Raw genomic sequence first — 24,831 nt, 5'->3', positions numbered from 1 at the left:
TTATTTTAAATAGAAACTTCGAATCCAATTTGAATTGAACATAAAAAAAGCCTCCACTATTGGAGGCTTTTTTTAGAAATCGTATTGTCAAGTGCTAATAGAATATCGCCCTTTTGTCCTCTATTTCAGCACCTTCTTTTAATGCGTTGTACACTGCAGTATTGGCCCTATTAGCGGAGTTATTTTTTAAGGTATTTGCATACGTACTGTAGTTGTCCAATTTTGGAGCTTCAGTTCTTTGCGTAAGCTCTATCATGAAAACGCCCGTATTGCCTTCTAACAATCCAGAGGTTTCACCTACTGCCATACCATACGCCGTACCAACTACCATTGGTTCGCTTCCTGCACCAGGAATAGTCGGGGATTTTACGGTTAATGCAGATGCAGTAGAAACGGAAACATTGTTATCCTTTGCAAAAGCATCCATAGCCTTACCTTTGCCAGCTGCGATAATTTGCGCCGCTTTACGTTCTTTTCTTAAAATTGGAAGTACGGTTGTAGAAGCATCTTCAGGTGCCATTACACCTTCCCTGTACTTACCTGAAACCTGGGCAACTGCATACCCATTGTTTATGTTAAAACGTTTTATATCACCCAGTTCGGTATCCTCGTTAAATGCCCACTGGACTACATTACGTTGCAATCCAAGACCTGGCAAATTCTCATCCAATTCCTTTATACTGTTTACCGGCCTTACAAAATACTCATTGCTACTCGCAATTTTAGCAAATTCGTCTTGATTCGCAATGGTTTCCATCTCGAACTTCGTTGCATTTGTAAACAAGGCATTCGTGGTTTCTTCAGAGGCAACAACCTCTCTTGAAAGTGTTGCTAATTGCACTACATCCTCTTTATCATCTACCTTAATAATGTGAAAACCAAAGTCCGTTTCTACCAATCCTACCTTACCTACTGGATTGGAAAAAATAAAATCATTAAACTCGGTAGCCAAACTCCCTTCCTGAAAGTATCCTAAATCACCCCCCTGCGGAGCAGAAGGCCCATCTGAATTATCCCTGGCAAACGCAGTGAACTCCTCTACATTGTTCTTTACTTGAGTAAAAAGCTCCTTGGCTTTTTCCTCTGCTTCTTCCTTTGTTCTTTTAATTTCCGGATTAGCCCGAGTAGCTCCCTCGTAAGTGATTAGAATATGACTGGATTTTACGGAACCATTCGGCTTTCTGTTCATCATCTTGGTAATCTTGTAGGAACCACCATCCTTATAAGGACCGTATAACTCACCTACCTGTAAACTCATCAACGTATCGGCTACGCTTGATGGCAACTCCTTTTTGGCTTTGTATACCGTATCAAACTGTACATCTGAGTATCTACTCAAGAATGCGGCCATATCCGTAGTATTTCTAAAACCTTTAATAGTATCATTACGATCGGTTTGTGCATTATATTCTACGGTATCGCCCAACAATTTGGCGACCGCCGCCTTTACTGCTTGGTCATCTGCCTCTGAAGGTTTTTCCTCAAAATATACAAATTGTATGTCCCTTGACTTTTCTTGCTTATAATCTTCCTTATGCTTTTGAACATAAGCTGCAATCTCATCCTTATTAATGGTTATGGTGCTATCCGGTATACTGCTGTATGGCACACGTACATATTTAATATCCATTTTTTCGGTCGCCAACTTGTAATCTAATTCCCCCTCTTTTAAGGTAGCTCCAAGACCTGCTTTTACCAAGTTAAAATAGGTTTGCTCCTTTGCCATTTGCACGATTTGTTGCTCTGTCTGCAACCATGCCTCGTACTGTGGTGGATTATTTACTTTCCAGTCCATCACAGTTTGTCTAAACAAATTTGGATCGAACATGCCGTTCGCATCCTGAAACTGAGGATTTTGACCGTAGCCTGCCGTTTCCAAAAAATCAACAATTTGATCCTGTTCTATGCCGATGCCTAAATCACCAAACTGCTCACCAAGAATACTATTGCGAACCTCTTGGTCCCAAACCTGATTCATCACCTGCAAAGAAGAGGTTGTTGGCCCCATTCTTCTTGAAGCAACCTCTACTTTTTGCCTAAAATCGTCTATTGAAAGTTCGTTACCGTTAATTTCCGCCACGGAAGACCCTATTTTACCACCAGCACCAAATTCGCTACTGGTAAAAACACCGGAAATTACAAATGCAAACAAGGCCAGACCAATAATCAAGATCAAAACCGTAGTACGTTTTCTTATATTTTCTAAAACTGCCATGCTATGGTATACTAAAAATTAGGTGGCGAAATTACCATTTTTAATTGAAATAATAAAAACTAAAAACACTGGAAATTATAGTATTAAAACGAATTAGTCCAAGGACAATACTTCCAGGGCAACGAGGTCTATCTTGGTACTTGAGACTTCTATGATGGTAAACTTAAAATTATCTATCTGAATTTCTGCTTCTTTTTCTGGAATCTCACCCAGTTGATGTACCAACATCCCGCCCAAGGTCTCGTATTCATCCGAGGAAACTAAATTAAGCTTGTAATTTTCGTTAATATAGTCGACTTCCAAACGCGCCGAAAAGAAGAAATGTGTTTCGTCTATCTGTTCTTCCCTTAAATCGGTACTATCATGCTCGTCCTCTATCTCTCCAAATAGTTCCTCTACAATATCCTCTACCGTCATAAGACCGGAGGTACCCCCATATTCGTCCAAAACCACGGCAATACTTTTCCTTTTTTTTATCAGTACATTTAATATATCCTGAATAAGCATAGTCTCCGGAACAAATTCTACCGGTAGGAGGATACTTTTTATGGTCTTTGGTTTTTTAAACAATTCATAAGAATGAACATAGCCAATAACATTATCTACCGTATCCTTAAAAACAAGGATTTTCGAATACCCAGTTTCGGTAAATAGTTTTGCCAGGTTCTTAGGTGTTTCGTGCAATTCTACGGCCATAATCTCAGTTCTTGGCACCATTACCTCCCTAGCTTTTACTGCCGCAAATTCCAAGGCATTTTGAAATATCAGTATTTCCGAATCTACCTCATCCTCCTCTTCTACCGTCTCCATTTGCTCGGTAATATAATCCCCAAGTTCTATTTTACTAAACGCTAACTGTACATCGTCCCCAGGGGTACGGAATACATATTTTAGTATAAAATCGGATACCCCAATGATAAACTCGGATATCAAAGAAAATACAATGTAGAAGATATAAGCTGGTATAGCCAACAGTCTTAGTAAGCTATTCGCATAGATCTGAAACAGAACCTTTGGAAGAAATTCCGCCGTAACAAGAATGACGACCGTAGATATAATGGTTTGGGAGAGCAAGGCAAAATCAGTTAATAGTAGTCTTAAAAAAGTACTTTCGGGTGCTAATCCCGAAAACCAGTTCATCAACAGCTCCCCCATAAAGAGACCGTAAATAACCAGGGCGATATTATTGCCAATGAGCATAGTGGCAATAAACTTCGAAGGCTTTTTGGTAAGCTTGGTAAGCACTTTGGCTAAAATCCCTTCCTGCTTTTTTTCAATTTCTATATGAATTTTATTTGCCGAAACAAATGCAATCTCCATTCCCGAAAAAAAAGCGGAAAAAAAAAGGGAAAGAATAATAATGATGATGTCTGGCTCCACTATTGGTTTTCGTTATCCTTGTTTCGTTGCTCAAACTTTTTACGATAACTTCTCCTAAACAAAAACATACCAGTGGATACGACAGCGAAAAAGATAAAAATATACGCCATAGACCGATCTGTATTCCAGTCTGAAAAACTACGATAAATCGAAAAAATAGCTACGATAATGTATAAATACTCGGTATATCTTAAAATCTTAATCATCCTTTTCCTCTTTTATAAGCATTAACCCAAATGTTTTATGAGCATTCATTACACTTAGGTCTTTTTTTATATCCATTCCCTTGCCATCCATGACCGTCCCGTCTTCCGGATTGGTAAATTTAAACTTTTCTTGGGTAAACGCCCATTCATTGGTGCGATCATAGTACAATTGCGGTGTTTCTAATTTCTTACCATCTTCGGATTTGATTATTACGTTCCCTCTTAAATCTACAACTCCCGTAATAGAATAGAAAATGCCATGTTCCGCTTCTATAGTAGTGCGTTCATTTTTTTCGTTAAAAATTTCTACCAACAAGCCTTCGGGAAATGTCTGATGTGGAAAATTTAAGTTTTCAAAATCCTTTCTCACCGGACCCGAAAGCACCGCTACCACTTTTGTAGAACCAAAGTCTTCAGAAGTTATTTTTTCCGGTATTTCTGTATAAGTAAGCACAAAATCATGCGCAATTCCCTGTGGCACAATAGTCTTAACAGCCTCATCACCAACGCGTTTATAACCATCTTGACAAGAAAAAAGCATTGCCGCGATACAAATCGCGGCAATGCTTTTGAAACTATCTAAACAAGATTGTATCATCTTACAGGTTAGGAACCTTTACGCTTCCACCTACCCAGCAAGAAAAAGTAACTGTCTTTCCTGCCATACCAGAACTAAAAATCATCTCTTTGCTTGGTGCTTTTGCCGTGTAACTTGCAACCGCTTGGTTTGCAGATGAGCGTATCGAAGGATCGACTCTTCCCGCTTTTGAGGCCATATCCGCTGCTTTCCAGTACATCGCACGCTTGTCAAAAGAAGAAGTACCGCAATCGTTAGCACTAGATGCGTATAAGTTTGCAATTAATAAATAAGCTCTACCATTGGACGGGTTGGCATCAATTGCTTTTTGCGCATAACTACGTGCAGTAGATTTACTGCCTTTTCTCTTGTTAATCGTTGCTACTTTCATAGCTATTTTAGATTTCTTAGCACCATCCGTCTCCAAACTTAAGGCCTTATCAAAATCCGTCATTGCTCCGTTAGAATCTCCACCCTTCATTTTAAGCGTACCAAGATAAACAAAGATATCTGCGGATGGATCCAAGTTTTTTTGCGCTTCAACCAGTTTTACAAAAAGGTCGTCATCCGTACACTCCTTACTAAACATTCTAGAAACGGCTCCTTTTACCCATTTAACATCCCCTTTTCTTGCCTCAAAATTCTTTTCGTATAAGGGAATAAGGTTACTACAATCTGCTAACGCTCCTAACTTAGAGTCTATACTTCCGCCAATCTTACCGTAATTTTCCGAATACGAATTATATGATTTTAGCGCCCGTTTTTCTTTAGCAGTTAAGGTACCCGCTTCTTCTTTAGGTAACAACTTTCCAATTTTTACCGTTATGGCATCATTCTCCTCTTCAATTTTAGTAGTTACCTCATCATACACATCAAAAACTTCCTGTAATTCTCTTTTACCTGCATTGTGCAAGTCTACCAAACTTGAGAAATAAAGATACAAGGCTTTCGGATTCGTAAAATTCTTTTTGTCCTTAACGAATGCATCGTTCAACATGCCGTACATCTTCTCGTCATCGATCATTTTTTCATCGGTCATCAACATAGCTTTATCGATATCCGTTTCGGCTACACTTGTTTTGGATGCATAGTATTGTAATCTGTTATCATACACATCTAACAACATTTGAACAAAAGCTGCCTTTTCAGCAGCAGGTGCTTTTTCTATTTTCTGCTTTAAGATACGCTCACCATAGAAATATGTAGCATAATTTAATTTAGGACAAGTCTCGTAAACCATTTTCCATGGTTCATAAGCCGCATCATAGTTTTTAACCTTTGCATGCTCCGAAAAAATAGACAGATTGGTCATACATTCGGGGTTTTGTGCCTGAGCATTACTTACCCCCATCATTCCTAGGAACATAATTGCCGTGAAGTAAATTTTCATTTTCATCTTGTTAAGTTTAAAGTGGTTAATGTACTAAATATTTTTTAGTTAATTCTTCTCTTTTGGAACCAGCGATCGTTTAACGAAAGCCCTACGTTGATCTTTAAATAACTTTCCTCTACCAAATTGGCCCTTGTTGTTCCTCTCTTTCCAAGTTCAAAACCTAAATTAAGATTAGATAAACTGCGTCCAAGTGGTAGTCCAACTCCAAAAGTTATGCCAAAATTATTTATATCCACATCACTCACCACCATTCCGGTCTTGTCAAATCGAAGCCCAGCCCTGTAGGTAACGCGGTTTAGGTAGCTAGAAAAAGAACCGCTGTCCGGTGTAATAAATCCCCCGAAAGCAAAGGAACTAGCATCCTTATAAACTATATTCTGCACTCCTAAAAAAGCATTTTCAAAATCACTTAAGCCTTGAAAACTATACTCACCGCCAACAAACCATTTTTGGTCTTCTCCCAAACCTAAACCTATTGTAGCTGTAGTAGGTATTTTAAACTCGGTATTTCTTAAGTTTTGAGCCTCTAAATCTACGTTTATTTCTTCAATAGAACCACCTGTGGCTACGGAGAAAGAACCTATTCTTCTTTCGTTCTTGGACACAAGATTGCCCTGAGTATTTACTCTTAAGGAGGTGTGTAGGGTATATTTATCGCTAATTGCTGGCGTGTAATTTATTGCATAGTTAAAATCGAAACCGTTAATGTTGGAATTTTTTCTATCAAAAGAACCAAATTGTACATTCTCCACTTGCTGTAAGCGTTCGCTATCTATAGTCCCAAAGTTATAGTTCACCGTAGCTCCGATGCTCACATTTTTAATAATCTCATATCCCACTGAATAATACACCCTGTTCAATCCGCCTTGACCATTGAAAATATTGGTTAACGGCTCCGAACCACCTAATTGCTCATCTACAAAATTATACCCTACGGCAGTAAAGGGCATAATCCCAAATCCCATTCCTAACCTATTTCCTAAACTAAAACCAAGAGACAGGTAATCAAGATTGGTTACGGCGCTACGCTCTTCAGAAGTAAAATCCCTGAAACGAAATTGTTTATTGGAAATCCCGGCTGTATACACCACTAGACCTTTCCTTTCGTTTCCCCAATTATTTAAACCCAATTGGGCATAAGCGGCGGGGTTTCTTAGATTAAGGTGAATACTATCGGCATAAATCGCTGTACCTCCCATCATTTGATTTTCAACGGTTCCCGTACTTCTTAAATCACCAATACCGAAAAAAGAATAAGGAGAAACAGTTCCTTCTTGGGCGTATAAACCCGTGGTGGCGATGCACACAATTGCAACTACAATTTTTTTGATCATCTAATGCTTATTGTATTCTAGCAAATAATTAAGCCCCTTAAGGAGGAATTTGGAATCCGCAAAGATGGTATTTTTTAGTCGTTTAGACAAAAAATGACTATCACCCCCTGTTAAAATAACTGTTAAATGTTTAAATCGCTGTTGGTATTGTGAAATAACGCCTTCTATTTCATAAAGTACCCCATAGTACACGCCACTATGCATGCAGCTGTTTGTAGCATTTCCAATAATATCTAATGGTTCCTCTTTCTCCAATAAAGGAAGTTTTGCCGTTTGGTTATGCATGGCTTTATACCTCATGTTGATACCAGGCGAAATTGCGCCACCCAAATACTCATTAAAATCATTTACAACATCATACGTAATACAGGTCCCAGCATCTATAACCAATGTATTTCCTCCTTGGTTTTGGTAAAAAGCAGCTATTGCTAAGGCTATTCTATCAATTCCCAGGGTTTGCGGACTTGCATAACTATTCTTAAAAGGAACTTTAGAATTCTGGGAAGCCAAATGCACCTTACAGAAGAGGGACAACACTTCAAAAGCCTTTTCGTCCAACGCTCCTACCGAAGCTATTATAGCATGCCTAATGGTTGGGAATGCCCCGAAAATGGACTTCACCTTTTCTAAAAAAGCAGATGCTTCAAAATACTCATCGAACAGTAACTCGTTCTTTTTAAAAACTGCAAATTTGATATAGGTGTTCCCTATGTCTACTACTAGATTCATAATTCAAAGATATTAAACCAATCAGGCTTTTAGTTTAGGAACAAGCCACAAATATCCCATACAAGCAAGAAAAATAAATAGGAACCACCACTGACTAATTTCTACCGATAGCACTTTTTTAGTATCCTCATTTTTCGTTTTGTCAAAAAACCGACTGTTTTCACCTATCATATTTAAACCTTTGACTGATTTCCAATAGATGGAGTCCATGACATAAAAATTATTAGACACGGTTGTATCGCTCACCAATCGAAGCGAGTGCCAACCTTTATACGTAGGATAGGTCTTGCCTTGCCACCTGTCTTTAAGGACCGCACTTTTTACGAGTGGGATGTTGTATTCTGCATTCAAAATAAGCTCGGGTCTTTCTTCCTCCGCCAGTATTGAAAATGAATTCGGCTCCCCAATAAATGAGAACTCGTTCAATTTTTCAAAGGCTCCGTATACTTCTTTATCTCTAGCGCTTGCTGCAATAATTGTAGTCCAAATTTTAGCATACGTCTCCGTTTTCCCATCTAAAACGAGTTGAAAGGTAGTGCTCAAAAGGCTTGTACTAAACCTTCCTTTACCAATAACAGATACATACGAATGATTTTCCAAGACGATTCCCCTAGAATCTACGTTTAGAAATTTGTATGGATATTTTTCCAATACAATGTTTTCAACTTCTAGGTTCTTTTGCCGTGTATCCCTTTCAACCTGAAGCCGAACCATTTCGTTAGAAGCCCTGAATAAGTTCTCACTGGGCTGTACAAAAAGCCCTAAACCTGCGTCTTCTATCAATGTTAAAAAGACCTCTTTGCTATTTTTAGACAAACCCAAATAGGTATCCGTATCCAGAACTACCAAATCAAAATCCTTTAGCTCATTTTTAGCTAACCCGTAAACCGGACGGCGCTCGGTATTAAAATACTCAAACTTATACCTGCCCTTGGTAATTTGACTTCGCACTACCAATTCATGACCTTCTTCTGCAAGAAAGTTCTTTAGATACTTGGTTTCAAATGAAGGAAATCGGTTAATTATAAAAATTCGTAATGGTTCCTTTTCCACTACTTCTACCGGAAGTGGGTTTGAATTTAACGTAACACCTGTGCTGTCTTTCTCGGATAGCTGATACACAAACTTTCCTTTTGCCTTTACATTGCTTTCCAACTCAAATCCTTGCTCTGTAGCGCCCTTCAAGACAATAGAATCAAGACCTTGTCCGCCATTCGTTTCCAGTACCAAGCGGTTTCCGGAACTAGGTTGGTTATATAAACCACTAACGAACAAATTCTCCCCAATTTGGAGCCTATTTTCATACTTTAATTTCACTATTCCTTTAGGAACAGCTCCTTTAAGATACGTAGTGGACACATCTTGTAATTGCCAAAAATCATAAGAGGATAGTCCATTTCCCAGAACAACAACTTCATTAATTGAATCCAAAAATTTAGAAAAATTCAACCCTGAGCGATATCGTATGATTGGAATTGATTTTTCCTTGGCTTTTAAACTATCCAATTGAGGTACCCTATAGTTTTCGGTAAGAAGTATTGCCTTTCCAGAAATCTCAGTGAGAAGTGCTGGTCTAAGATAAAGCAATAGCAAGGCTCCCATTGCCAACATTCCCACCAGGCTATTGATTACAAACCGACCATCAAATGCTCCCCTCCATTCTTTCCATACAAACAATAGAACCAACAAAAAAGCAAGGGGTAGCGCCACCCACCATAACTCATGATTCATAAATTGAAGTTGGTTATTCATTGGCTTGTAGCGCTTTTAAAAAGAGTTGATTAATTTCTCCATCATACTGCTGGCTGCCGGTAGGAACTGCGTTTTGGTTTGGCAAGGCATTCAACAACCCGGTATACACCAAACTTACTTGTGCCATATTTGTTTGTTCGGATTCTGAAAGCCATTTGAGACCCTGTAGGATTTTTAAGTAGTTGCCGGGTTCGGCTATTGCGAACACAGCAAGTTCGTCTCCAGCAGCCTTCAAAACAACTTTATTTTCTTTTGATAAGGTTTCGTTGGCAGATAGCACCAATGCCAAAAGCTCCAAGGCAGCTTTTATGTTGGGATACGCTTCCTCTCTTTTTAATTTCTCAGTCTTACTAAACCCCTTTACATCCTTTATTTCTCCACTTAAGCGCTTATCCTCCTTTATTGGTGGCGGATCAAATCCGATTCGATGTACATAAATTCTAGCACTATTTTTTATTTCCTGAATCAACTTCAATGCCTTATACTGATAGGGAAGTGATTTTTCCGGTTCATAAAGCCGTAGATAAAGTTCAGCATCCCACATTTCGGACATGGCGTCCTTTAACATGCTACGCAAGGACTTTGCGAACAAGGTAGAAGCTTCGGGGTCTTCGTGATTGTGCACATACGCTTCTAATGGGTCTTCTTCGGAACTAGCTGCGTTACCTTTATTTTCATCATGGTCATGATCGTGGCCTTCGTCTACCAAATTATGTTCGTTATTTCCATCATGTTTATGGGAATATTCCTCCAACATATCTTCTGGGATGGAGGCTTCACCAATTTCTTTTGGTGCTGTGGGTGCTTCGGTTTCATCACCCATAAACTTGCCATATTTTATGCGAAGGGCTTTTTGGTCAAATCCCAGTTCATTACTTCTAAAATTGAATATGGTTTTCTTTAGTGTCGGTTTTTCCGAAATCAGTTTTTCGGTATCAATAATCAATTGACGCTGGCTTCTAAAGTAATCTGGCATTAAATCCGCCCCCATGGTACCCTCTACGGCAAACGCATCTGTCATCGTATCCTTAATAACCGAAAAGTAGGTCTCGGTACGTGTTATATTGGCCTTGGGCTCCTTGCTGTCTTTTACTTCAACATAAAAATAAAGCTCATCACCGGGTTCCATCCGTAGACTTCTTAAATCTATCTTCTTTTGAAGTATGGCCGACTTGGATGATTTTTGAAACGGCGTATCAAAAGCTAAACGTTCCTCCCTAAACTTTACGGACTCCCCCGTACCTTTGCTTACGGTGGCAATAATCGCTACGTCGGCAATACCAAAATCATCGGTAATTGAACTAGAGAAGGAAAACTCCTGTGAATCTCCCACCTCAAACGACGAGAATTGTTGTAAGCCGTTCATGTCTATCTCGGCAGCTTCATCCTTATAGACATCAAAACTATAAAGCTCGGACAGATATGCGTTTTGAAACGTATCCACAAACTTCAAGGAGTAAAAGCCAGAAGCACCTGCCTTAATGCGATTGGTGTATCTATCATTATTTAATGACATATCAACTTCATCAGTCCCAAACTGAAACACCGCTTTCTCTATAGGCTGATCAAAACCTATTGTCCAGTGCACTGCTGAACCTTCCAATACTTTTAGATTCATATCTGAAGTTACCAATATCGACTTGCCCGTGTAAGCGGGATAGCGTATCATAATTTTTTGACTGTTCACCGCAGGGGGAACAACCGCGGTAGAAAGTGTATCCAACGGCTGAAATAGTATCGCGTCTTTTTGTGGCGCTATAGATTCTGTTGAAACAGTTTTGTTGATAACCCCAGAATAATGAAGTAATGCTCCTAAACCTACACAACTTATAGCGATAACCAGACTTTTAACAACAGTATGCTCTAAATATATATTTTTCTTGCTAGCAGGTAAGGTTTCGGCGATACGAAATTGTTGGATTTTTGCCAACAGACTTAATTCCTTACTATCGGCAAATAGCAAAGAGGTACTATTTTCCAATTCCTTTACCGTGTTATCCAAATACCTACAGACCTCTTTTATTCCAAATTTCCAAGGTTTTAACCACAAGCTATAAAAGAAACCTATCGTTAAAAACGATACACAAGAAATCCAAACGTTCCGCGAAACAAAATATACCAAAAGGGCAAAACCAATAGCCACAAAGCCGATTTCCGCCGCGCGTAACAAGCGCCACTTTTGAAGGGTTTTGTATACAATTTGTTTAGCCTTGATCATTGTTTTCTAAATTTAGCCAAAAGCCTTTCCAACACCAACACTAATAGTGCGGCTATCCAAAACCAATTCGCCATACTGCGTTGTTGCTTTTTAGCATCCATTGCTAAAAAATCGTTTGCCTCCGGTGTAAATTCCTGCGCCGGCAGTGTTCTTTTATCCAAAGAACTAATTGCTGCTTCCAATACAGGGGCGGTTATTACAATTTGTAATAAGTCCGCCGTTAAACGCTCGTTTAATACATGGTCAATTGTAAGACGCTGCGTTAAATAAAATAAATCTATTTCACTGGCTTTCTCAATGCTTTTAATCGCTAGTGTATCCGCTTGATATCGCAGTAGTTTTCCTTCTATTTTTGGAGGAACATTTCTTTTTAGCCAAACCGTTAGATCAAAATTGGTTTTACCTAAGGGGTTTGTACCGGTTGCCTCCTCCAATACCAGATGCCTTTGGGAGTAATCTGCAATTACCTCAAAGGCAGCGGTAAAAAAAAGTTTTTCTTTCAAAAATTCAACATCATAACTCATGCCAATTCGTAAAGTATCTTTTAGATATATTGGAATATTCTTACTGATTTCATTTTGAACTATTGTAATACTATCTTCAGAACTGTAAGCAATTTTGTCCTTTGAAATAAACGCATGCTGAATATCGGTATAGCTTGCATCACTTTTTATAGTATGCACCACTGCACCGTCTTTAGTCGCGGTGGCACCAATAAGACTGTCTATTGTATCAACCTCATCCATTACTATCCAAAATACAGTTGGAGGAATTACCGGACGTCTCCCTTGAACACCAGTCATAAGTGCTTTTGAAAAAACGACAATACTGTCCGACTTCAGATTTTGTAACTCCTGTGCCAATTGCCAATAGTTTGGGGCCACATCTTGCAGATTTTCACTGTCCATAGTCGGAAAACCTTTAGCGAAAAATCGCATAGGGACTTCCGGAGCTTCTTTCAAAAAAGCATCCATTTGACCACTATGTATCAAGGAAGGCTCAATAAGATAGGTTAATGGAACATTTTTGTTCTGTGATTGCAACATGGGTCCCGTTATGGCCAAAACCAGTAATGCCAATAAGAGCATTCGCAACAACAATAATAACAATTCGTTTAGCTTTATTTGTCTGGTCTGCTTGGTTTCCTGCTCGGTCAAATAGCGAACACTACCAACCTTTATGGTCTTTACATCGCCTTTGTTAAATAAATGAATGACTAAAGGAACTAATACAAATAGTAGTCCCCAGAGGTATGTTGGCTGCAGGAAACTCATATTAACCAAGTCGAATTCTCTCTTTTAAAAACAACTGTAAGGCTTCATCCAAAGAACCATCACATCTAAAGAGTTCAAAACCTATTCCATTAGATAAAAAAGTGTTTTTAACCATTTCCAGATGTACTTTCATAGCCTCTTGATAGGACTCCTTGGCTTGTTTCGCATCTACTTTTACACGTTTTCCAGTTTCTAAATCTTCGAAAACCTGAGCTCCCGTGTAATTAAATTCTAATTCGTTGGCACCCATAACCTGAAGAACGGCCACCTCGTTTCTAGCTGTTTTCAATTCGGTTATCCACTGGGTAAGTTCGTTTTGATTTTCATACATATCGGTAACCACGAACAACAATTCCTTTTGATTCCGTTGATGAATTTTAGCAAGGTCGTTTCTATCGTTAGGCCAACTACCCTTATTTTCAATGGCAATCAATTCGTTTAAAAAACGATTGAAATGCTGTTTGTGTGTCGTTGGATGTAGCATCTGCAACTGTGTATCGTTAAGACTAAAGAGCCCTATTTTATCTCCTTGTTGCTGCGCTAAATATCCAAGTGACGCTACTAAAACCCGTACATAATCCATCTTTGACAATCCATCTTCCTGATGCAGCATAGAGTTACTTGCATCAACAATGAACTTCACGGCCACATGGGTATCAATATCGGATTCTTTGATATAATATCTGCCGGAACGCGCCAACATTTTCCAATCCAACAAACGCATATCGTCTCCGGATTGATAGCCTCTATACTGACTAAACTCCAAACCGGGACCTACCCTTCTGCTACCGTGCAGCCCGGCTAGAAACTCATCAACAATAACCCGCGCAATGAGCGCTAGACCAGAAACGCTATTAATAATCTTAGGTTCTAAAAGCTGCCGGTAGTCCTGTTTCACTTCTTATGCTTTTGGATTCAAGGTCGTTTCTACCAACAAATTTTGTGTGACCCAATCCGAAGTAATGCCTTCTGCCTCGGCCCTAAAGTTGACAATTATTCGATGTCGTAATACGGGGAACGCTACTTTTTTCACATCTTCCAAGGTAACGGAAAAACGACCTGCCTGTAAAGCTCTAGCTTTTGCCGTTAGAATCATTGCTTGTCCTGCTCTTGGTCCAGCACCCCAACTTACCCAGTCTTTTACATAACTGTTATTGGTCGCTTCAGGTCTCGTAGCTCTTACAATTCTATTTACATATCCAATAAGTTCATCGCTAATAGGCACATCTCGTACCAATTTCTGTAATTGTATAATGTCATTACCATCCAAAGCTTTTTCTACCGTTACTTTTTTTGAACCTGTAGTGCGCTGTAAGATAGATGCTTCCTCCTGTTCGGATGGATATCCAATTTTAATATAAAATAGAAAGCGGTCTTGTTGGGCTTCCGGCAATGGAAATGTACCCGACTGCTCTATTGGATTTTGGGTAGCCAGAATAAAAAACGGCCTGTCCATAGGATAGGTCTGTCCGGAATAGGTAACCTCAAATTCCTGCATGGCTTCTAATAATGCTGCCTGTGTTTTAGGCGGCGTTCTGTTGATTTCATCTGCTAAGATGATATTTGAGAATATGGGACCCTTGTTAAACTTAAAGAATTTTTTACCCGTAGTATGGTCCTCCTCTAAAATTTCGGTACCAACGATATCCGATGGCATTAAATCCGGAGTAAACTGTATTCTAGAAAATTTTAATTCTATGGCCTGTGCTATTGTTTTAATAAGGAGGGTTTTTGCCAAGCCCGGAACACCTTCCAATAAGGCATGACCACCTGCCAAAAAAGTTATCAGCAATTGCTCCACCGTTTCCTCTTGACCTACAATTACTTTAGCAATTTCTTGTTTAAGCACCCCTAACTTCTTCGTTAGTGCCGTTATTTCCTTTTCCGCCGTTAGAAGCTTTTCGTCCATATTCTCCTTTTAAGAGGTTAATGCGTACATCACGATATTAACTCCAAATCGTGTGTTGTCTATTTTATACCATCGTTTGTTCCTAAAATCATAGTCCCACTCGCAACCGTAGTCCTTATTGCTATACAATACTCCAATTCTACCATTCACTTCAATAGCCTTGAGATACTCATGCACCAAATCATCGCCCCAGCCGTTAAGTTCCTGCGATGTGGCAGGCGGTCCGTCTTCAAACTTAAAAAAGATAGAATACAATTCGTGGTCATTGGGTATTTTCTTCAGAGCTTCCGCACCAAATATTTCATCCATCTGGCGTTCAAAGGACTTCGCGAAGAGCCCATCTATATCGTGGTTGCAATCATCAACAAACACAAAACCACCATTCTCTACATATTTTTTAAAATTCTCCCTTTCCTTTTTGGTGAACTGCACCAATTTATGACCAGACAGGTAACAAAACGGACTTTTAAACACAGCATCGTTGGCAAGTGGTACAATATTCTCCATTGTATCCACTTTCAAAGTCGTATACTCTACGAGAGAATTTAGCAAATTAGAAGGCATGCGCTGATCCACATCCCAATCACCGGATTCATATTGTAGTCTTGTAAAGAAGAAAGCGTTGCTCAAAGACCGTAATTCTAATTAATTTTAATGAAAAACTGGTTGCAACGAAAAAGTTACAACCAGCATGTTGTTGTTCTGTTTGAGCTATACCGCGTCCGACAAACTAGTGAACGTGAAATCGCGAATTTTCATATATGGAATCAGATTCCCATCTATTCGCACCTGCTTTCCAAGTGTCTCTAAATTGTTCAACATGATAATTGGACTTTCATTGAAACGGAAATTCTTAACGGGATATTTAATTTGTCCATTTTCAATATAAAACGTTCCGTCCCTTGTTAATCCGGTATACAATAAGGTTTGTGGATCAACAGACCGTATATACCATAGACGTGTCACCAAGATTCCTTTTTTGGTACTTTTTATCAAATCTTCTAAGGAAGCATCACCACCGCCCATAATTAGGTTTCCGGGAAAGGGAACAGGCTCCACTCCTTTTTCCTGCGCCCAAAAGCGATCATAGGACAAATTTTTGACCACCCCATTTTCTATCCATGTAGTTTTCTTCAACGATTGTCCCGATCCGTTCCAAGTTCCCGTAGGCACTTCTGGATGTAATGGATCAGACCAGAGGTTAACCCGCTCATCTACAATTTTTTCGCCCATTTTAGTACCTCCACCTTCTTTTGACATGAAGCTACGGCCTTCATCTGCTGTTCTTGCACTAAAAGACCTGCTCATATTACGAATAAGATCACCGGCCGCAGCGGGTTCTAATATTACCGTATATTTTCCAGGTTCGATTGCCTTGGCCTCCCTAGATAGTACCGCTTTATCTATTGCTATATTAGCAGCGCTAGATGCATCAAACTTTGTAATGTCGTTATAATCCCTAGAGACCCAACCAGATCCCGTTCCATCATTACTTCGCATCGTAACCGTAAACTCTACGTTCGTAGCTTTGTTATATGCAAAAAGTCCTTTAGAATTCATCATGGCACTAAAGCCATAGGAATCATCCAAAAAACCTGCTGCGGTCACATCTTTGGCCTTTGCGGGTACAATACTACTGTTGGCCACTTCTGCCCTGTACTCTGGGGTAATTTTAGCGGTAGCGTCAACATAATTGATAGCCTCATCGTACACCTGTGGACCTAAAGGTTCCATAAATTCTGAGTTTTCAGGAGAAAGCTTGGCCAATTCCTCGGCGCGCTTCACTACTTTCTCAAGCGATGCATCATCAAACTCGTCAATTGTAGCGGTTCCCGATTTTTTTCCGTAGCTGGATTGTACTACTAATGTCTGGTTGGATTGATGTCCAGCCGTGGAAACCGAATTACGTGCGTAGCGTATGTTACCGCTCTCGCTTCCGCTCAAATTTACCTCGCAAACATCTGCTGTAGAAAAGCTCAGCGCCTTTTCCATTATTTTTCTAGCTTCTTGTTCTGTATATATTGCCATTGTCTTTTCTTTTGATTTTGTAGTACGTTATATAGAACGACCTGTATTAATTACATTGATGTCATTAAATCGGGTAGTTGAACTACCGTGGGATACAGCACTTACCTGAGAAGGCTGGCCTTTACCATCAAAAAAGGATCCGAACATGCGATAATCTCCCTCGTCGCATATTTTAGCGCAAGAATTCCAGAACTCTTGCGTATTGGATTGATATGCAACATCGTTCAACATACCAACGATTTCTCCATTTTTTATCTCATAAAAAACAGTTCCTCCAAACTGGAAATTGTACCGTTGTTGATCAATTGAATACGAACCTCTACCGGCTATATAAATTCCCTTCTCTACATCTTTGATCATATCTGCGATGGAGTATTTCTCTTTACCGGGTTCCAAGGAAACATTGGGCATACGTTGAAACTGTACATCGTTCCAGCTTTGCGCATAGCAGCATCCATGAGATTCGTTCTGATCAATAATATTCACTTGATCTCTAATAGCTTGGTAATTCACCAAGGTTCCGTTACGAACCAAATCCCATTCTTTACATTTTACACCCTCATCATCGTAACCAACAGCACCTAAGCTACCTTCTTGTGTTTTATCGGCTACCAAGTTTACTAGTTTACTTCCGTAGTTAAAATCACCGGACTTCCATTTATCCAATGTCGCAAAACTAGTTCCTGCATAATTGGCCTCATAGCCAAGTACCCTATCCAATTCTAATGGGTGGCCTACACTTTCATGTATGGTAAGCCCTAAATGGTTTGGCTCTAGCACCAAATCATATTTCCCGGCATCTACAGATTTTGCGGTAAGCATCTCCGTAGCTTGTTTGGCCGCTTGGACTGCATCTTCAACTATATCATAGCTCTTTTTGTATAAGGTAATTCCGGCAGGGCCCTCTAATTTTTCAGAAGCTAGACCGTCCATATACTCATATCCCATCCCCATTGGCGCACTCATGGCTTGCCGGGTCTTAAAAGTTCCTGTTCCACGATCAATGGCAGTTACCCCAAATGTAGGCCATATACGATGTACATCCTGGTCAATATAAGATCCATCTGTTGAAGCAAAGTACTTTTGCTCGTTCACCATAAAAAGGGCCGAGTTTACGAAATTGGCACCATTGTCCATAGCAGCGGCATTTGCACCTAATAACAAATCTACCTTCTCCGAAACTGGAACTTCCTTAAAATCCTTTTTAATGGGAGTTTTCCAAGAAACTTCACCATACGCAGATACAGGGGCCAATTTTACAGGCTCTGTCTGTATTTTAGAATTGGCCTTTGCAATTGCAACAGCTTGCATGGTAGCATTTTTAATACCGTCCTCTGTTACGCTATTGGTAGAAGCAAAGCCCCAAGTGCCATTAGCGATAACTCTAATTCCAATCCCGAAAGATTCTGTATTTACCACATTTTGCACCTTGTCCTCTCTTGTGAAGACGTATTGATTAAGATACCTGCCAATACGTGCATCCGCATAGGTGGCACCCATTGATTTTGCCGTGTTTAAGGCAACATCTGCCATTCGTTTTTTAACCAGTACATCCATTCCTGGCTCTAATAGGGCATCTGCGTGAATATTGTTTCCCATCATTGTAGTTGGCAACAATAGCGAAGCTGCACCCATTCCGGATAATTGTACAAAATTTCTTCTTTTCATTTAGTGTTTTCATTGTATCTGTGTTATCTCCAATTTTATTCGATGTTCAACGAACCGGAGTACGACAGAAAAGTTGAGAATTATGTTAGGCCATAATTCGTTTTCAGTTTAATCAGTTCCCTAAAATACAGATTTCCAACCCTTACTTGTATTCCCTTTTAGATTTTATTAAGAAGAATTTATGATTATGACTACCGCATATTGTAAACCGTTGGGCATTCGAACAACTATATCTCTTAGGACACAATCAGGTTATTATACAGTCTATTCAAAAACAGACACTTATATTCACCACAGTATTGAATATGAAATCTTATTACGCTTTTTTTAAGATTTAGTTGGTATATCTTAAATTTGAAATTATATTTGCAGCCGCTTATAGCGACATGGTGCCTTAGCTCAGTTGGTAGAGCAATGGACTGAAAATCCATGTGTCCCTGGTTCGATTCCTGGAGGCACCACATAAAATCCTTACCTTTTGGTAGGGATTTTTTGTTTTAATAACGTTTTGAAAAAAATAAATACCACCATCATTCCATATTAAAAAATAGAGTTTTACGTCTTCAGAATAATCCGGTTATAAATAATTTAAGAATTGATTATAATTTCTACTGTTCTTTCCAAACCCGTTCCACGTCACGTTCACTAAACTCCAATATTTCTAACTCCTCATCTGATGTATTTGAAAATTCTAGTAAAGTATACCTGTCCCTTGGGAAAATCTGATTCGTCATCACATACTGCCCTTGGTTGACAAATAATTCTATGGAAGAAGCATCCAGTAAGATGCGTATTTCAATTTCTCCTTCTGGCAAGTTGCCAATAGGCATTTCTTGCACTCCGGGGGCAAAATTGTCCTTGAAGTCAATCAGCCCTGAGGTACGCCTATCGAAGTTTAATAAGTTGTTTTTTCCATCCACAGCAATGGCGAGACTGTCTTTTTTACCATTTTTCAGGCTCAGGACAAAATCCCTAGCGCTTGTGGCAAAACGTATTTCGGATTGGTTATTCCCTGTGAGTTTTATATTTTGTGTTTCTTTAGGATTGATCTCCATATCTTGGGATAGCACAGTTTTATCAAGCAGCGAATCAAAAGAAGGGAGCGGATAATTCAGCAATTCATATTGCCCATTGATTTTACGTAACGACAAAGTTCTAGGAATGGTAGAGGCGCTGCGCCATTTTTCTGTAGGTGTATCTTGTGCATAATCCCAATTACTCATCCAACCTATAAAAATACGTTCGTTATTTGGTGTGTTGTTATAGGTGACTCCTGCGTAATTATCCCTTCCTAAGTCAACCCATTTGTACTGCTCCTGCTCGGATGTGAAAGTCTTACCATCAAAATCGCCAATAAAATATTGTGTACCATTTCCTCCGTTCGGTGCTCCTGGATTTATACTGATCAATAATACCCATTTCATGGCATCGGTTCCGTCTACTTGCAAAGGAAACAGGTCGGGACATTCCCAAACACCACCATGCGCTCCTTGGTTTTTTCCAAATTCGCTTACCTGTTCCCATGTTTTTAAATTAGGAGAATTCCATATCTGCAAATGGTCCCCTGCTACCACAAGCATGGTCCACGTTTTTTCTTTTTCGTTCCAAAAAACCTTGGGGTCCCTAAAATCCTTTATTCCCGGATTGCCTATTACAGGGTTGTCTTCATACTTTGTCCAGCTCTCCCCATTATCCAAGCTATAGGCGATACCTTGGGTCTGGAAATCGGTTCTACCAGCCTTCTCCCCTTCCATATCATGATAGGTGAAAATAGCGACCAGAGGAGGATTATCCAATGATCCAAAACCTGAGGTGTTATTGCTATCGACAACGGCACTTCCAGAAAATATACCTCCGTTTTCATCTGGATAAAGTGCTATCGGTTTATGTTCCCAGTGCAACATATCTTTACTTGTTGCATGGCCCCAGTGCATAGGTCCCCAAACGATATCCTCTGGATAGTGTTGGTAAAATAAATGGTAAACCCCCTTGTGGTAAACGAGACCGTTAGGATCGTTCATCCAATTTTCTTTGGGCGAAAAGTGAAATTGAGGTCTGAATGGTTCTGTGTAATAAGACGTATCCGTTTTTTCGACCACAACATCCTTTTTGGGTTCTTGCTCCTTGCAGGAATAAATAGACAATACTATGGCAACTAATAGGAATCTATTGATAATTACATTCATAAATTAGCGAATTTTTGGCTTTTTAGCATCTTACAGTACCTTACTAAAATACTACCTTTGTTGAAACAAAACATCGGTTTATGAGATTTCTTTTTGTTTGGGCATTATTGTTTTTAGCGCAATCCAGTGTTTTTGGACAAACTAAATTGGACAAAACATTGCAAAGATTTAATTCTGAATCGGTACCCTATATTCAGCCCGAAAACATCATAGATTCAAGTTCATATGTACTTTTGGACACCCGCAAAAAAGAAGAATACGAAATAAGTCATCTAAAGAATGCACGTTGGGTAGGCGACAAAGCATTTGACCCCGACAAAGTTCTTGAACAAATTCCCGAAAAAGATAAACCAATTATAGTGTATTGCTCCATAGGCGTTCGTTCCGAAGATATTGGAGAGAAATTATTGGACTTAGGCTACACCAATGTTCAAAACCTTTATGGTGGTATATTTGAATGGAAAAACAAAAACAGAATAATCTACAATCTAAAAGAGCAACCCACGGACAGTGTACATGCCTTTAGTAAGCACTGGGGAAAATTGCTTTCGAACGGGATTAAGGTGTATTAATTAGAGAGCTGCTGTTAGAGGGTAGTTGTACGCGATAATAAAAATAGTCAGCATTGGGAATACTACAAACGAACAAAACGCAAAAAGACGAAAAGACCATCGAATTTACACTGGCAAAATCCAAAAATCTGTTGCTCATTTTTACCCGAAATCCGGAATTAGGTAAATGCAAAACCCGCTTAGCGGCCAAGGTAGGCGATACGGCTGCTTTGGCTATTTACAAGTTTTTGCTAGATCACACCGTGCAGATTACTGCTAGTTTGTATGCTACAAAAACCGTTTATTATTCCGAGGAAATCTGGGAGGATGATATTTGGGACAACAGAACGTTTGATAAAAAACTCCAACAAGGAACTGACCTCGGCGCACGCATGGCAAATGCTTTTTTGGAAGGCTTTCAACAGGATTATGAAAAAATAATTGTGATAGGAAGTGATATGCACGACCTATCACAAGAGGATTTGGAAACCGCTTTTAAAGCCTTGGACGAAAATGATTTTGTGGTTGGACCAGCGATAGATGGCGGGTATTATCTGATTGGAATGAAGCATTTTAAACCTGAATTATTTAAAAACAAAGATTGGGGAACGAATACGGTGCTGCAACACACCTTGGAAGATTTAAAGGGGGAACGTTTGGCGCTGCTAACCGCAAAAAATGATGTAGATCACTATGAGGACATTAAGGATAATCCCGCTTTTGCACCGTATTTAAAAGATGTGTAAATCCGTTATCTATTTTGAATGGCGTTATTAAGGATAACCCGTTGTGCATTATAAAACCGAATTGATATAATGTCAGTTCGAGTACTTAATTTTACAATAATTTCGTTGTAAAATTAAGTGTATCGAGAACCTTTTGGAACACGAAAGCTTCTCGATACTATTTACGCTCCCGAAAAGGTCGCGAAAATCACTCGAAGTGACATCCATCCGCAGGAAATAAGCCAAAATGCACAACGGGTAAGGATATATTGTTCCAATGGATTTTCACAAGCATTTCGGGAAGAGAAGCATGTATGTTCTAAAGTGTTCTCGATACAAGGTCTCTTTCAGGACCTCACTCGAACTGACATTACGTTTAATATGAGTATAAAATGAAACACCTAGCGCTTATTTTAGTATTGATTTTCATCGGCTGCAAAAGCGAAACGAAAACCGAGAACGGAATTGATCCATCCGTTATTGACTTATGGGACAGTTATACAGCATCAAATCCTGAATTCAAAAACAAGGTATTGCCAGATGCATCCTATTTTCATAACAATAGAAAAGACGCTAACCGCTTGGCGCAACTGATTCTAGAAGGCAAAAAACAGGCAGGTTCCAATCTGTATTTCTTCTATGAACAAGCCAAAGCCGATTTGCCAAAAATAGGAACAATGAATATTGTGACCGACTTTGACGGAAAAGCAATTGCTATTATAGAAACAAAACAGGTAGATACCATTCCATTTAACAAAATTTCCAAAAACTATGCTGCTATGGATATGGGTACAACCAACGAACCGCTCGAAAAATGGAAAAAAGCGCATTGGGCATTTTTTGCACCCGCAATCATAGAAAATGGTGGCCAACCATCTGAAGACATGCTTATTGTTTGTGAACAGTTTAGAACTATCTGGCCTAAAAAATAGTGCTTTCGTTATTACTTAGAATTCATGAGGATTTTGGATTATTTAAAGAGGTCTGCGTATATTTATCGTTTTTCAAAACTTAATTTCTCAGCTCATTATATACTATTAAGCATATGACAAAAAAACAATTACAGGAATCTGTTGCCTACTTAATAAGCAAAGGTTTTGATCGGCCCGAAATAGGAATCGTGCTGGGCACGGGACTTGGTAAGTTGGTAGACGAAATTGAAAATTCGATTGAAGCACATTACAATCATATCCCATTTTTTCCTTTGGCAACTGTTGAATTCCACGCGGGAAAATTAGTTTTCGGAACCATAGAAGGCAAAAAAGTAGTGGTAATGCAAGGACGCTTTCACTTGTATGAAGGCTATGATTTTTTGGATATCACCTATCCTATTCGCGTGATGCACCTATTAGGCATTACAAAACTCTTTATTTCCAATGCGGCAGGAGCTATTAACCTAAACTATAAAAAAGGGGATATGATGCTTATTGAAGACCACATCAACATGCAGGGAGGCTCGCCATTGGCATTTAAAAATGTAGCAGAATTTGGAGAGCGTTTTGCAGACATGTCCGAACCTTATGATGTTCCCATGCGACACAAATTACAAGAAATAGCAAAAGAACATGGTATTTCCCTGCAAAAGGGGGTTTACGTATCGGTGGTAGGCCCTCAACTAGAAACCAAAGCAGAGTACCGTATGTTAACCATACTTGGTGCCGATGCGGTAGGCATGAGCACCGTACCCGAAGTTATCGTTGCCAATCATTTAGGGTTGCCAATTGTAGCGGTATCCGTGTTAACAGATGAATGTGATCCTGACAATCTTAAACAGGTAGATATCGCCGAAATCATAGCCATTGCAGAAAAAACAGAACCAAAAATGGTAAAACTGTTCCGAGAATTAATAAAGCAACTGTAAGTTTCCAAGCACCAACGCTACTACTTTGGAAGCCGTACATAAATCAATGAGCACTGAAAAAACCAAAATAAGTATTATCATTCCCGTTCTTAATGAGGAACAGTATATTAAAAAAATACTCACAAGCATCGAAACAAATGCTACATCTGCATGTATTTGTGAAATATTGGTCATTGATGGGGGCAGTACGGATAGTACCGTTGCTGTAGCCCAATCCTTAGGGGCAACCGTAATCTCATCTGAACGCGGAAGGGCAAAACAAATGAACCTTGGTGCACAGGTAGCAACCGGGGAACTCCTTTATTTTTTGCATGTAGATACGGTGCCACCAAAAGGTTTCGATTCCCAAATTAGTGCCGCGTTTTTAAACGGAAATGAAGCAGGATGCTTTAGATTACAGTTTGACAGCAACCATCCTGTACTCCGCTTTTTTGCTTGGTGTACCCGCATTAACCATAAACTGTGCAGAGGGGGAGACCAATCGCTTTTTATTTCAAAAAAGCTTTTCCATAAAGTTGGGAACTTCAATGCTGCCTATACCATTTATGAGGACAACGAATTTATAGGTAGAATTTATAAGTTGGCAGACTTCACCATACTACCCAATACTGTAAAGACATCGGCAAGAAGGTATAAAAACAAAGGGGTATTTACCTTACAGTATCATTTTGGCATAGTGCACCTGAAACATTATTTGGGAGCAGGACCAGCATCACTTTACAGTTATTACAAACAGCATATCTCTATGTAAAACAAGAATCTGCCGAAGATTTTCGATACCTCCCCTCTTTAATGCCGTCACTGGAACTGACACTCGGAATAACT

General features: G+C 39.4%; 21 protein-coding genes and 1 tRNA gene. 6 read left to right on the top strand and 16 right to left on the bottom strand.

Annotation, left to right across the window (positions count from 1 at the left end):
• Positions 1-94: 94 nt before the first annotated feature.
• The 15 genes from MS6x_RS12730 to MS6x_RS12660 form a co-directional block, all read right to left on the bottom strand.
• Positions 95-2,215: a peptidylprolyl isomerase gene (locus tag MS6x_RS12730; RefSeq protein ID WP_482602616.1), complete on the bottom strand. Its 2,121-nt coding sequence runs from the start codon at positions 2,213-2,215 to the stop codon at positions 95-97.
• 93 nt (positions 2,216-2,308) lie between these two features.
• Positions 2,309-3,535, bottom strand: a complete 1,227-nt coding sequence (locus MS6x_RS12725; protein ID WP_482607168.1) for a hemolysin family protein — start codon at positions 3,533-3,535, stop codon at positions 2,309-2,311.
• Positions 3,536-3,594: 59 nt separating this feature from the next.
• Positions 3,595-3,801 carry a hypothetical protein gene (locus MS6x_RS12720; protein ID WP_482602614.1) on the bottom strand — a complete coding sequence of 69 codons (207 nt, stop codon included), beginning with the start codon at positions 3,799-3,801 and terminating at the stop codon, positions 3,595-3,597.
• Entirely contained in the window at positions 3,794-4,399 is a 606-nt protein-coding gene (gene lptC, locus MS6x_RS12715) for an LPS export ABC transporter periplasmic protein LptC (RefSeq protein WP_482602612.1), read from the bottom strand. Before lptC ends, MS6x_RS12720 begins: the two co-directional genes overlap by 8 nt.
• Before the next feature lies 1 nt (position 4,400).
• The gene (locus MS6x_RS12710; protein WP_482602610.1) at positions 4,401-5,774 is read right to left on the bottom strand and encodes a tetratricopeptide repeat protein; all 1,374 of its coding nucleotides are present in this window, start codon (positions 5,772-5,774) and stop codon (positions 4,401-4,403) included.
• 38 nt (positions 5,775-5,812) lie between these two features.
• A complete protein-coding gene (gene bamG, locus MS6x_RS12705) occupies positions 5,813-7,105 on the bottom strand; it encodes a BamG family beta-barrel-assembly machinery protein (RefSeq protein WP_482602608.1) in 1,293 nt (430 codons plus the stop codon).
• Positions 7,106-7,834 (bottom strand): type III pantothenate kinase, encoded by a 729-nt coding sequence (locus MS6x_RS12700; RefSeq protein ID WP_482602606.1) that lies wholly within the window; start codon positions 7,832-7,834, stop codon positions 7,106-7,108. It abuts the gene before it with no gap.
• Between the two features lie 21 nt (positions 7,835-7,855).
• The gene (locus MS6x_RS12695) at positions 7,856-9,586 is read right to left on the bottom strand and encodes a hypothetical protein (protein WP_482602604.1); all 1,731 of its coding nucleotides are present in this window, start codon (positions 9,584-9,586) and stop codon (positions 7,856-7,858) included.
• Entirely contained in the window at positions 9,579-11,804 is a 2,226-nt protein-coding gene (locus tag MS6x_RS12690) for a tryptophan-rich sensory protein (RefSeq protein ID WP_482602602.1), read from the bottom strand. Before MS6x_RS12690 ends, MS6x_RS12695 begins: the two co-directional genes overlap by 8 nt.
• Positions 11,801-13,078, bottom strand: coding sequence for a BatA domain-containing protein (locus tag MS6x_RS12685; RefSeq protein ID WP_482602600.1), 1,278 nt, complete (start codon positions 13,076-13,078; stop codon positions 11,801-11,803). The genes MS6x_RS12690 and MS6x_RS12685 overlap by 4 nt, the downstream gene beginning before the upstream one ends.
• A gap of 1 nt (position 13,079) precedes the next feature.
• Positions 13,080-13,976 carry a DUF58 domain-containing protein gene (locus tag MS6x_RS12680; RefSeq protein WP_482602598.1) on the bottom strand — a complete coding sequence of 299 codons (897 nt, stop codon included), beginning with the start codon at positions 13,974-13,976 and terminating at the stop codon, positions 13,080-13,082.
• Between the two features lie 3 nt (positions 13,977-13,979).
• Positions 13,980-14,987, bottom strand: a complete 1,008-nt coding sequence (locus MS6x_RS12675) for an AAA family ATPase (RefSeq protein ID WP_482602596.1) — start codon at positions 14,985-14,987, stop codon at positions 13,980-13,982.
• A gap of 9 nt (positions 14,988-14,996) precedes the next feature.
• Positions 14,997-15,617: a DUF4159 domain-containing protein gene (locus tag MS6x_RS12670; RefSeq protein WP_482602594.1), complete on the bottom strand. Its 621-nt coding sequence runs from the start codon at positions 15,615-15,617 to the stop codon at positions 14,997-14,999.
• A gap of 81 nt (positions 15,618-15,698) precedes the next feature.
• The gene (locus MS6x_RS12665) at positions 15,699-17,015 is read right to left on the bottom strand and encodes a TldD/PmbA family protein (protein ID WP_482602592.1); all 1,317 of its coding nucleotides are present in this window, start codon (positions 17,013-17,015) and stop codon (positions 15,699-15,701) included.
• Positions 17,016-17,042: 27 nt separating this feature from the next.
• Complete coding sequence (locus MS6x_RS12660) at positions 17,043-18,683, bottom strand: TldD/PmbA family protein (RefSeq protein WP_482602590.1); 1,641 nt, start codon at positions 18,681-18,683, stop codon at positions 17,043-17,045.
• Between the two features lie 388 nt (positions 18,684-19,071).
• Here MS6x_RS12660 and MS6x_RS12655 point away from each other — a divergent pair.
• A tRNA-Phe gene (locus MS6x_RS12655) sits at positions 19,072-19,144 on the top strand.
• Between the two features lie 147 nt (positions 19,145-19,291).
• On the opposite strand, the gene MS6x_RS12650 is transcribed toward MS6x_RS12655, so the two are convergent.
• Positions 19,292-20,869 carry a glycoside hydrolase family 32 protein gene (locus tag MS6x_RS12650; protein ID WP_482602588.1) on the bottom strand — a complete coding sequence of 526 codons (1,578 nt, stop codon included), beginning with the start codon at positions 20,867-20,869 and terminating at the stop codon, positions 19,292-19,294.
• An 80-nt stretch (positions 20,870-20,949) separates the two neighbouring features.
• On the opposite strand from MS6x_RS12650, the gene MS6x_RS12645 reads away from it, so the two are divergent.
• From MS6x_RS12645 to MS6x_RS12625, 5 genes are all read left to right on the top strand, one after another.
• Positions 20,950-21,441: a rhodanese-like domain-containing protein gene (locus MS6x_RS12645; protein ID WP_482602586.1), complete on the top strand. Its 492-nt coding sequence runs from the start codon at positions 20,950-20,952 to the stop codon at positions 21,439-21,441.
• Positions 21,442-21,494: 53 nt separating this feature from the next.
• Positions 21,495-22,166, top strand: coding sequence for a TIGR04282 family arsenosugar biosynthesis glycosyltransferase (locus MS6x_RS12640; RefSeq protein ID WP_482602584.1), 672 nt, complete (start codon positions 21,495-21,497; stop codon positions 22,164-22,166).
• 371 nt (positions 22,167-22,537) lie between these two features.
• Positions 22,538-23,077: an ASCH domain-containing protein gene (locus MS6x_RS12635; RefSeq protein ID WP_482602582.1), complete on the top strand. Its 540-nt coding sequence runs from the start codon at positions 22,538-22,540 to the stop codon at positions 23,075-23,077.
• Positions 23,078-23,190: 113 nt separating this feature from the next.
• A complete protein-coding gene (locus MS6x_RS12630) occupies positions 23,191-24,006 on the top strand; it encodes a purine-nucleoside phosphorylase (protein ID WP_482602580.1) in 816 nt (271 codons plus the stop codon).
• A 46-nt stretch (positions 24,007-24,052) separates the two neighbouring features.
• Positions 24,053-24,757 (top strand): TIGR04283 family arsenosugar biosynthesis glycosyltransferase, encoded by a 705-nt coding sequence (locus tag MS6x_RS12625; RefSeq protein WP_482602578.1) that lies wholly within the window; start codon positions 24,053-24,055, stop codon positions 24,755-24,757.
• Positions 24,758-24,831: the final 74 nt, after the last annotated feature.

This window comes from Maribacter sp. MS6 (assembly GCF_056839185.1).
Note: the sequence above shows the minus strand (reverse complement) of the source record. Positions and strands in the feature narration are given on the sequence as shown.

Bases quoted from the DNA above. Each gene is read 5' to 3' on its own strand.
- MS6x_RS12625 (WP_482602578.1), top strand. From the start codon at position 24,053: ATGAGCACTGAAAAAACCAAAATAAGTATTATCATTCCCGTTCTTAAT.
- MS6x_RS12650 (WP_482602588.1), bottom strand. From the start codon at position 20,869: ATGAATGTAATTATCAATAGATTCCTATTAGTTGCCATAGTATTGTCT.
- MS6x_RS12730 (WP_482602616.1), bottom strand. From the start codon at position 2,215: ATGGCAGTTTTAGAAAATATAAGAAAACGTACTACGGTTTTGATCTTG.
- MS6x_RS12690 (WP_482602602.1), bottom strand. From the start codon at position 11,804: ATGATCAAGGCTAAACAAATTGTATACAAAACCCTTCAAAAGTGGCGC.
- MS6x_RS12675 (WP_482602596.1), bottom strand. From the start codon at position 14,987: ATGGACGAAAAGCTTCTAACGGCGGAAAAGGAAATAACGGCACTAACG.
- MS6x_RS12660 (WP_482602590.1), bottom strand. From the start codon at position 18,683: ATGAAAAGAAGAAATTTTGTACAATTATCCGGAATGGGTGCAGCTTCG.
- MS6x_RS12665 (WP_482602592.1), bottom strand. From the start codon at position 17,015: ATGGCAATATATACAGAACAAGAAGCTAGAAAAATAATGGAAAAGGCG.
- MS6x_RS12720 (WP_482602614.1), bottom strand. From the start codon at position 3,801: ATGATTAAGATTTTAAGATATACCGAGTATTTATACATTATCGTAGCT.
- MS6x_RS12700 (WP_482602606.1), bottom strand. From the start codon at position 7,834: ATGAATCTAGTAGTAGACATAGGGAACACCTATATCAAATTTGCAGTT.
- MS6x_RS12645 (WP_482602586.1), top strand. From the start codon at position 20,950: ATGAGATTTCTTTTTGTTTGGGCATTATTGTTTTTAGCGCAATCCAGT.
- MS6x_RS12725 (WP_482607168.1), bottom strand. From the start codon at position 3,535: ATGGAGATTGCATTTGTTTCGGCAAATAAAATTCATATAGAAATTGAA.
- MS6x_RS12685 (WP_482602600.1), bottom strand. From the start codon at position 13,078: ATGAGTTTCCTGCAGCCAACATACCTCTGGGGACTACTATTTGTATTA.
- MS6x_RS12635 (WP_482602582.1), top strand. From the start codon at position 22,538: ATGAAACACCTAGCGCTTATTTTAGTATTGATTTTCATCGGCTGCAAA.
- MS6x_RS12710 (WP_482602610.1), bottom strand. From the start codon at position 5,774: ATGAAAATGAAAATTTACTTCACGGCAATTATGTTCCTAGGAATGATG.
- bamG (WP_482602608.1), bottom strand. From the start codon at position 7,105: ATGATCAAAAAAATTGTAGTTGCAATTGTGTGCATCGCCACCACGGGT.
- lptC (WP_482602612.1), bottom strand. From the start codon at position 4,399: ATGATACAATCTTGTTTAGATAGTTTCAAAAGCATTGCCGCGATTTGT.
- MS6x_RS12695 (WP_482602604.1), bottom strand. From the start codon at position 9,586: ATGAATAACCAACTTCAATTTATGAATCATGAGTTATGGTGGGTGGCG.
- MS6x_RS12630 (WP_482602580.1), top strand. From the start codon at position 23,191: ATGACAAAAAAACAATTACAGGAATCTGTTGCCTACTTAATAAGCAAA.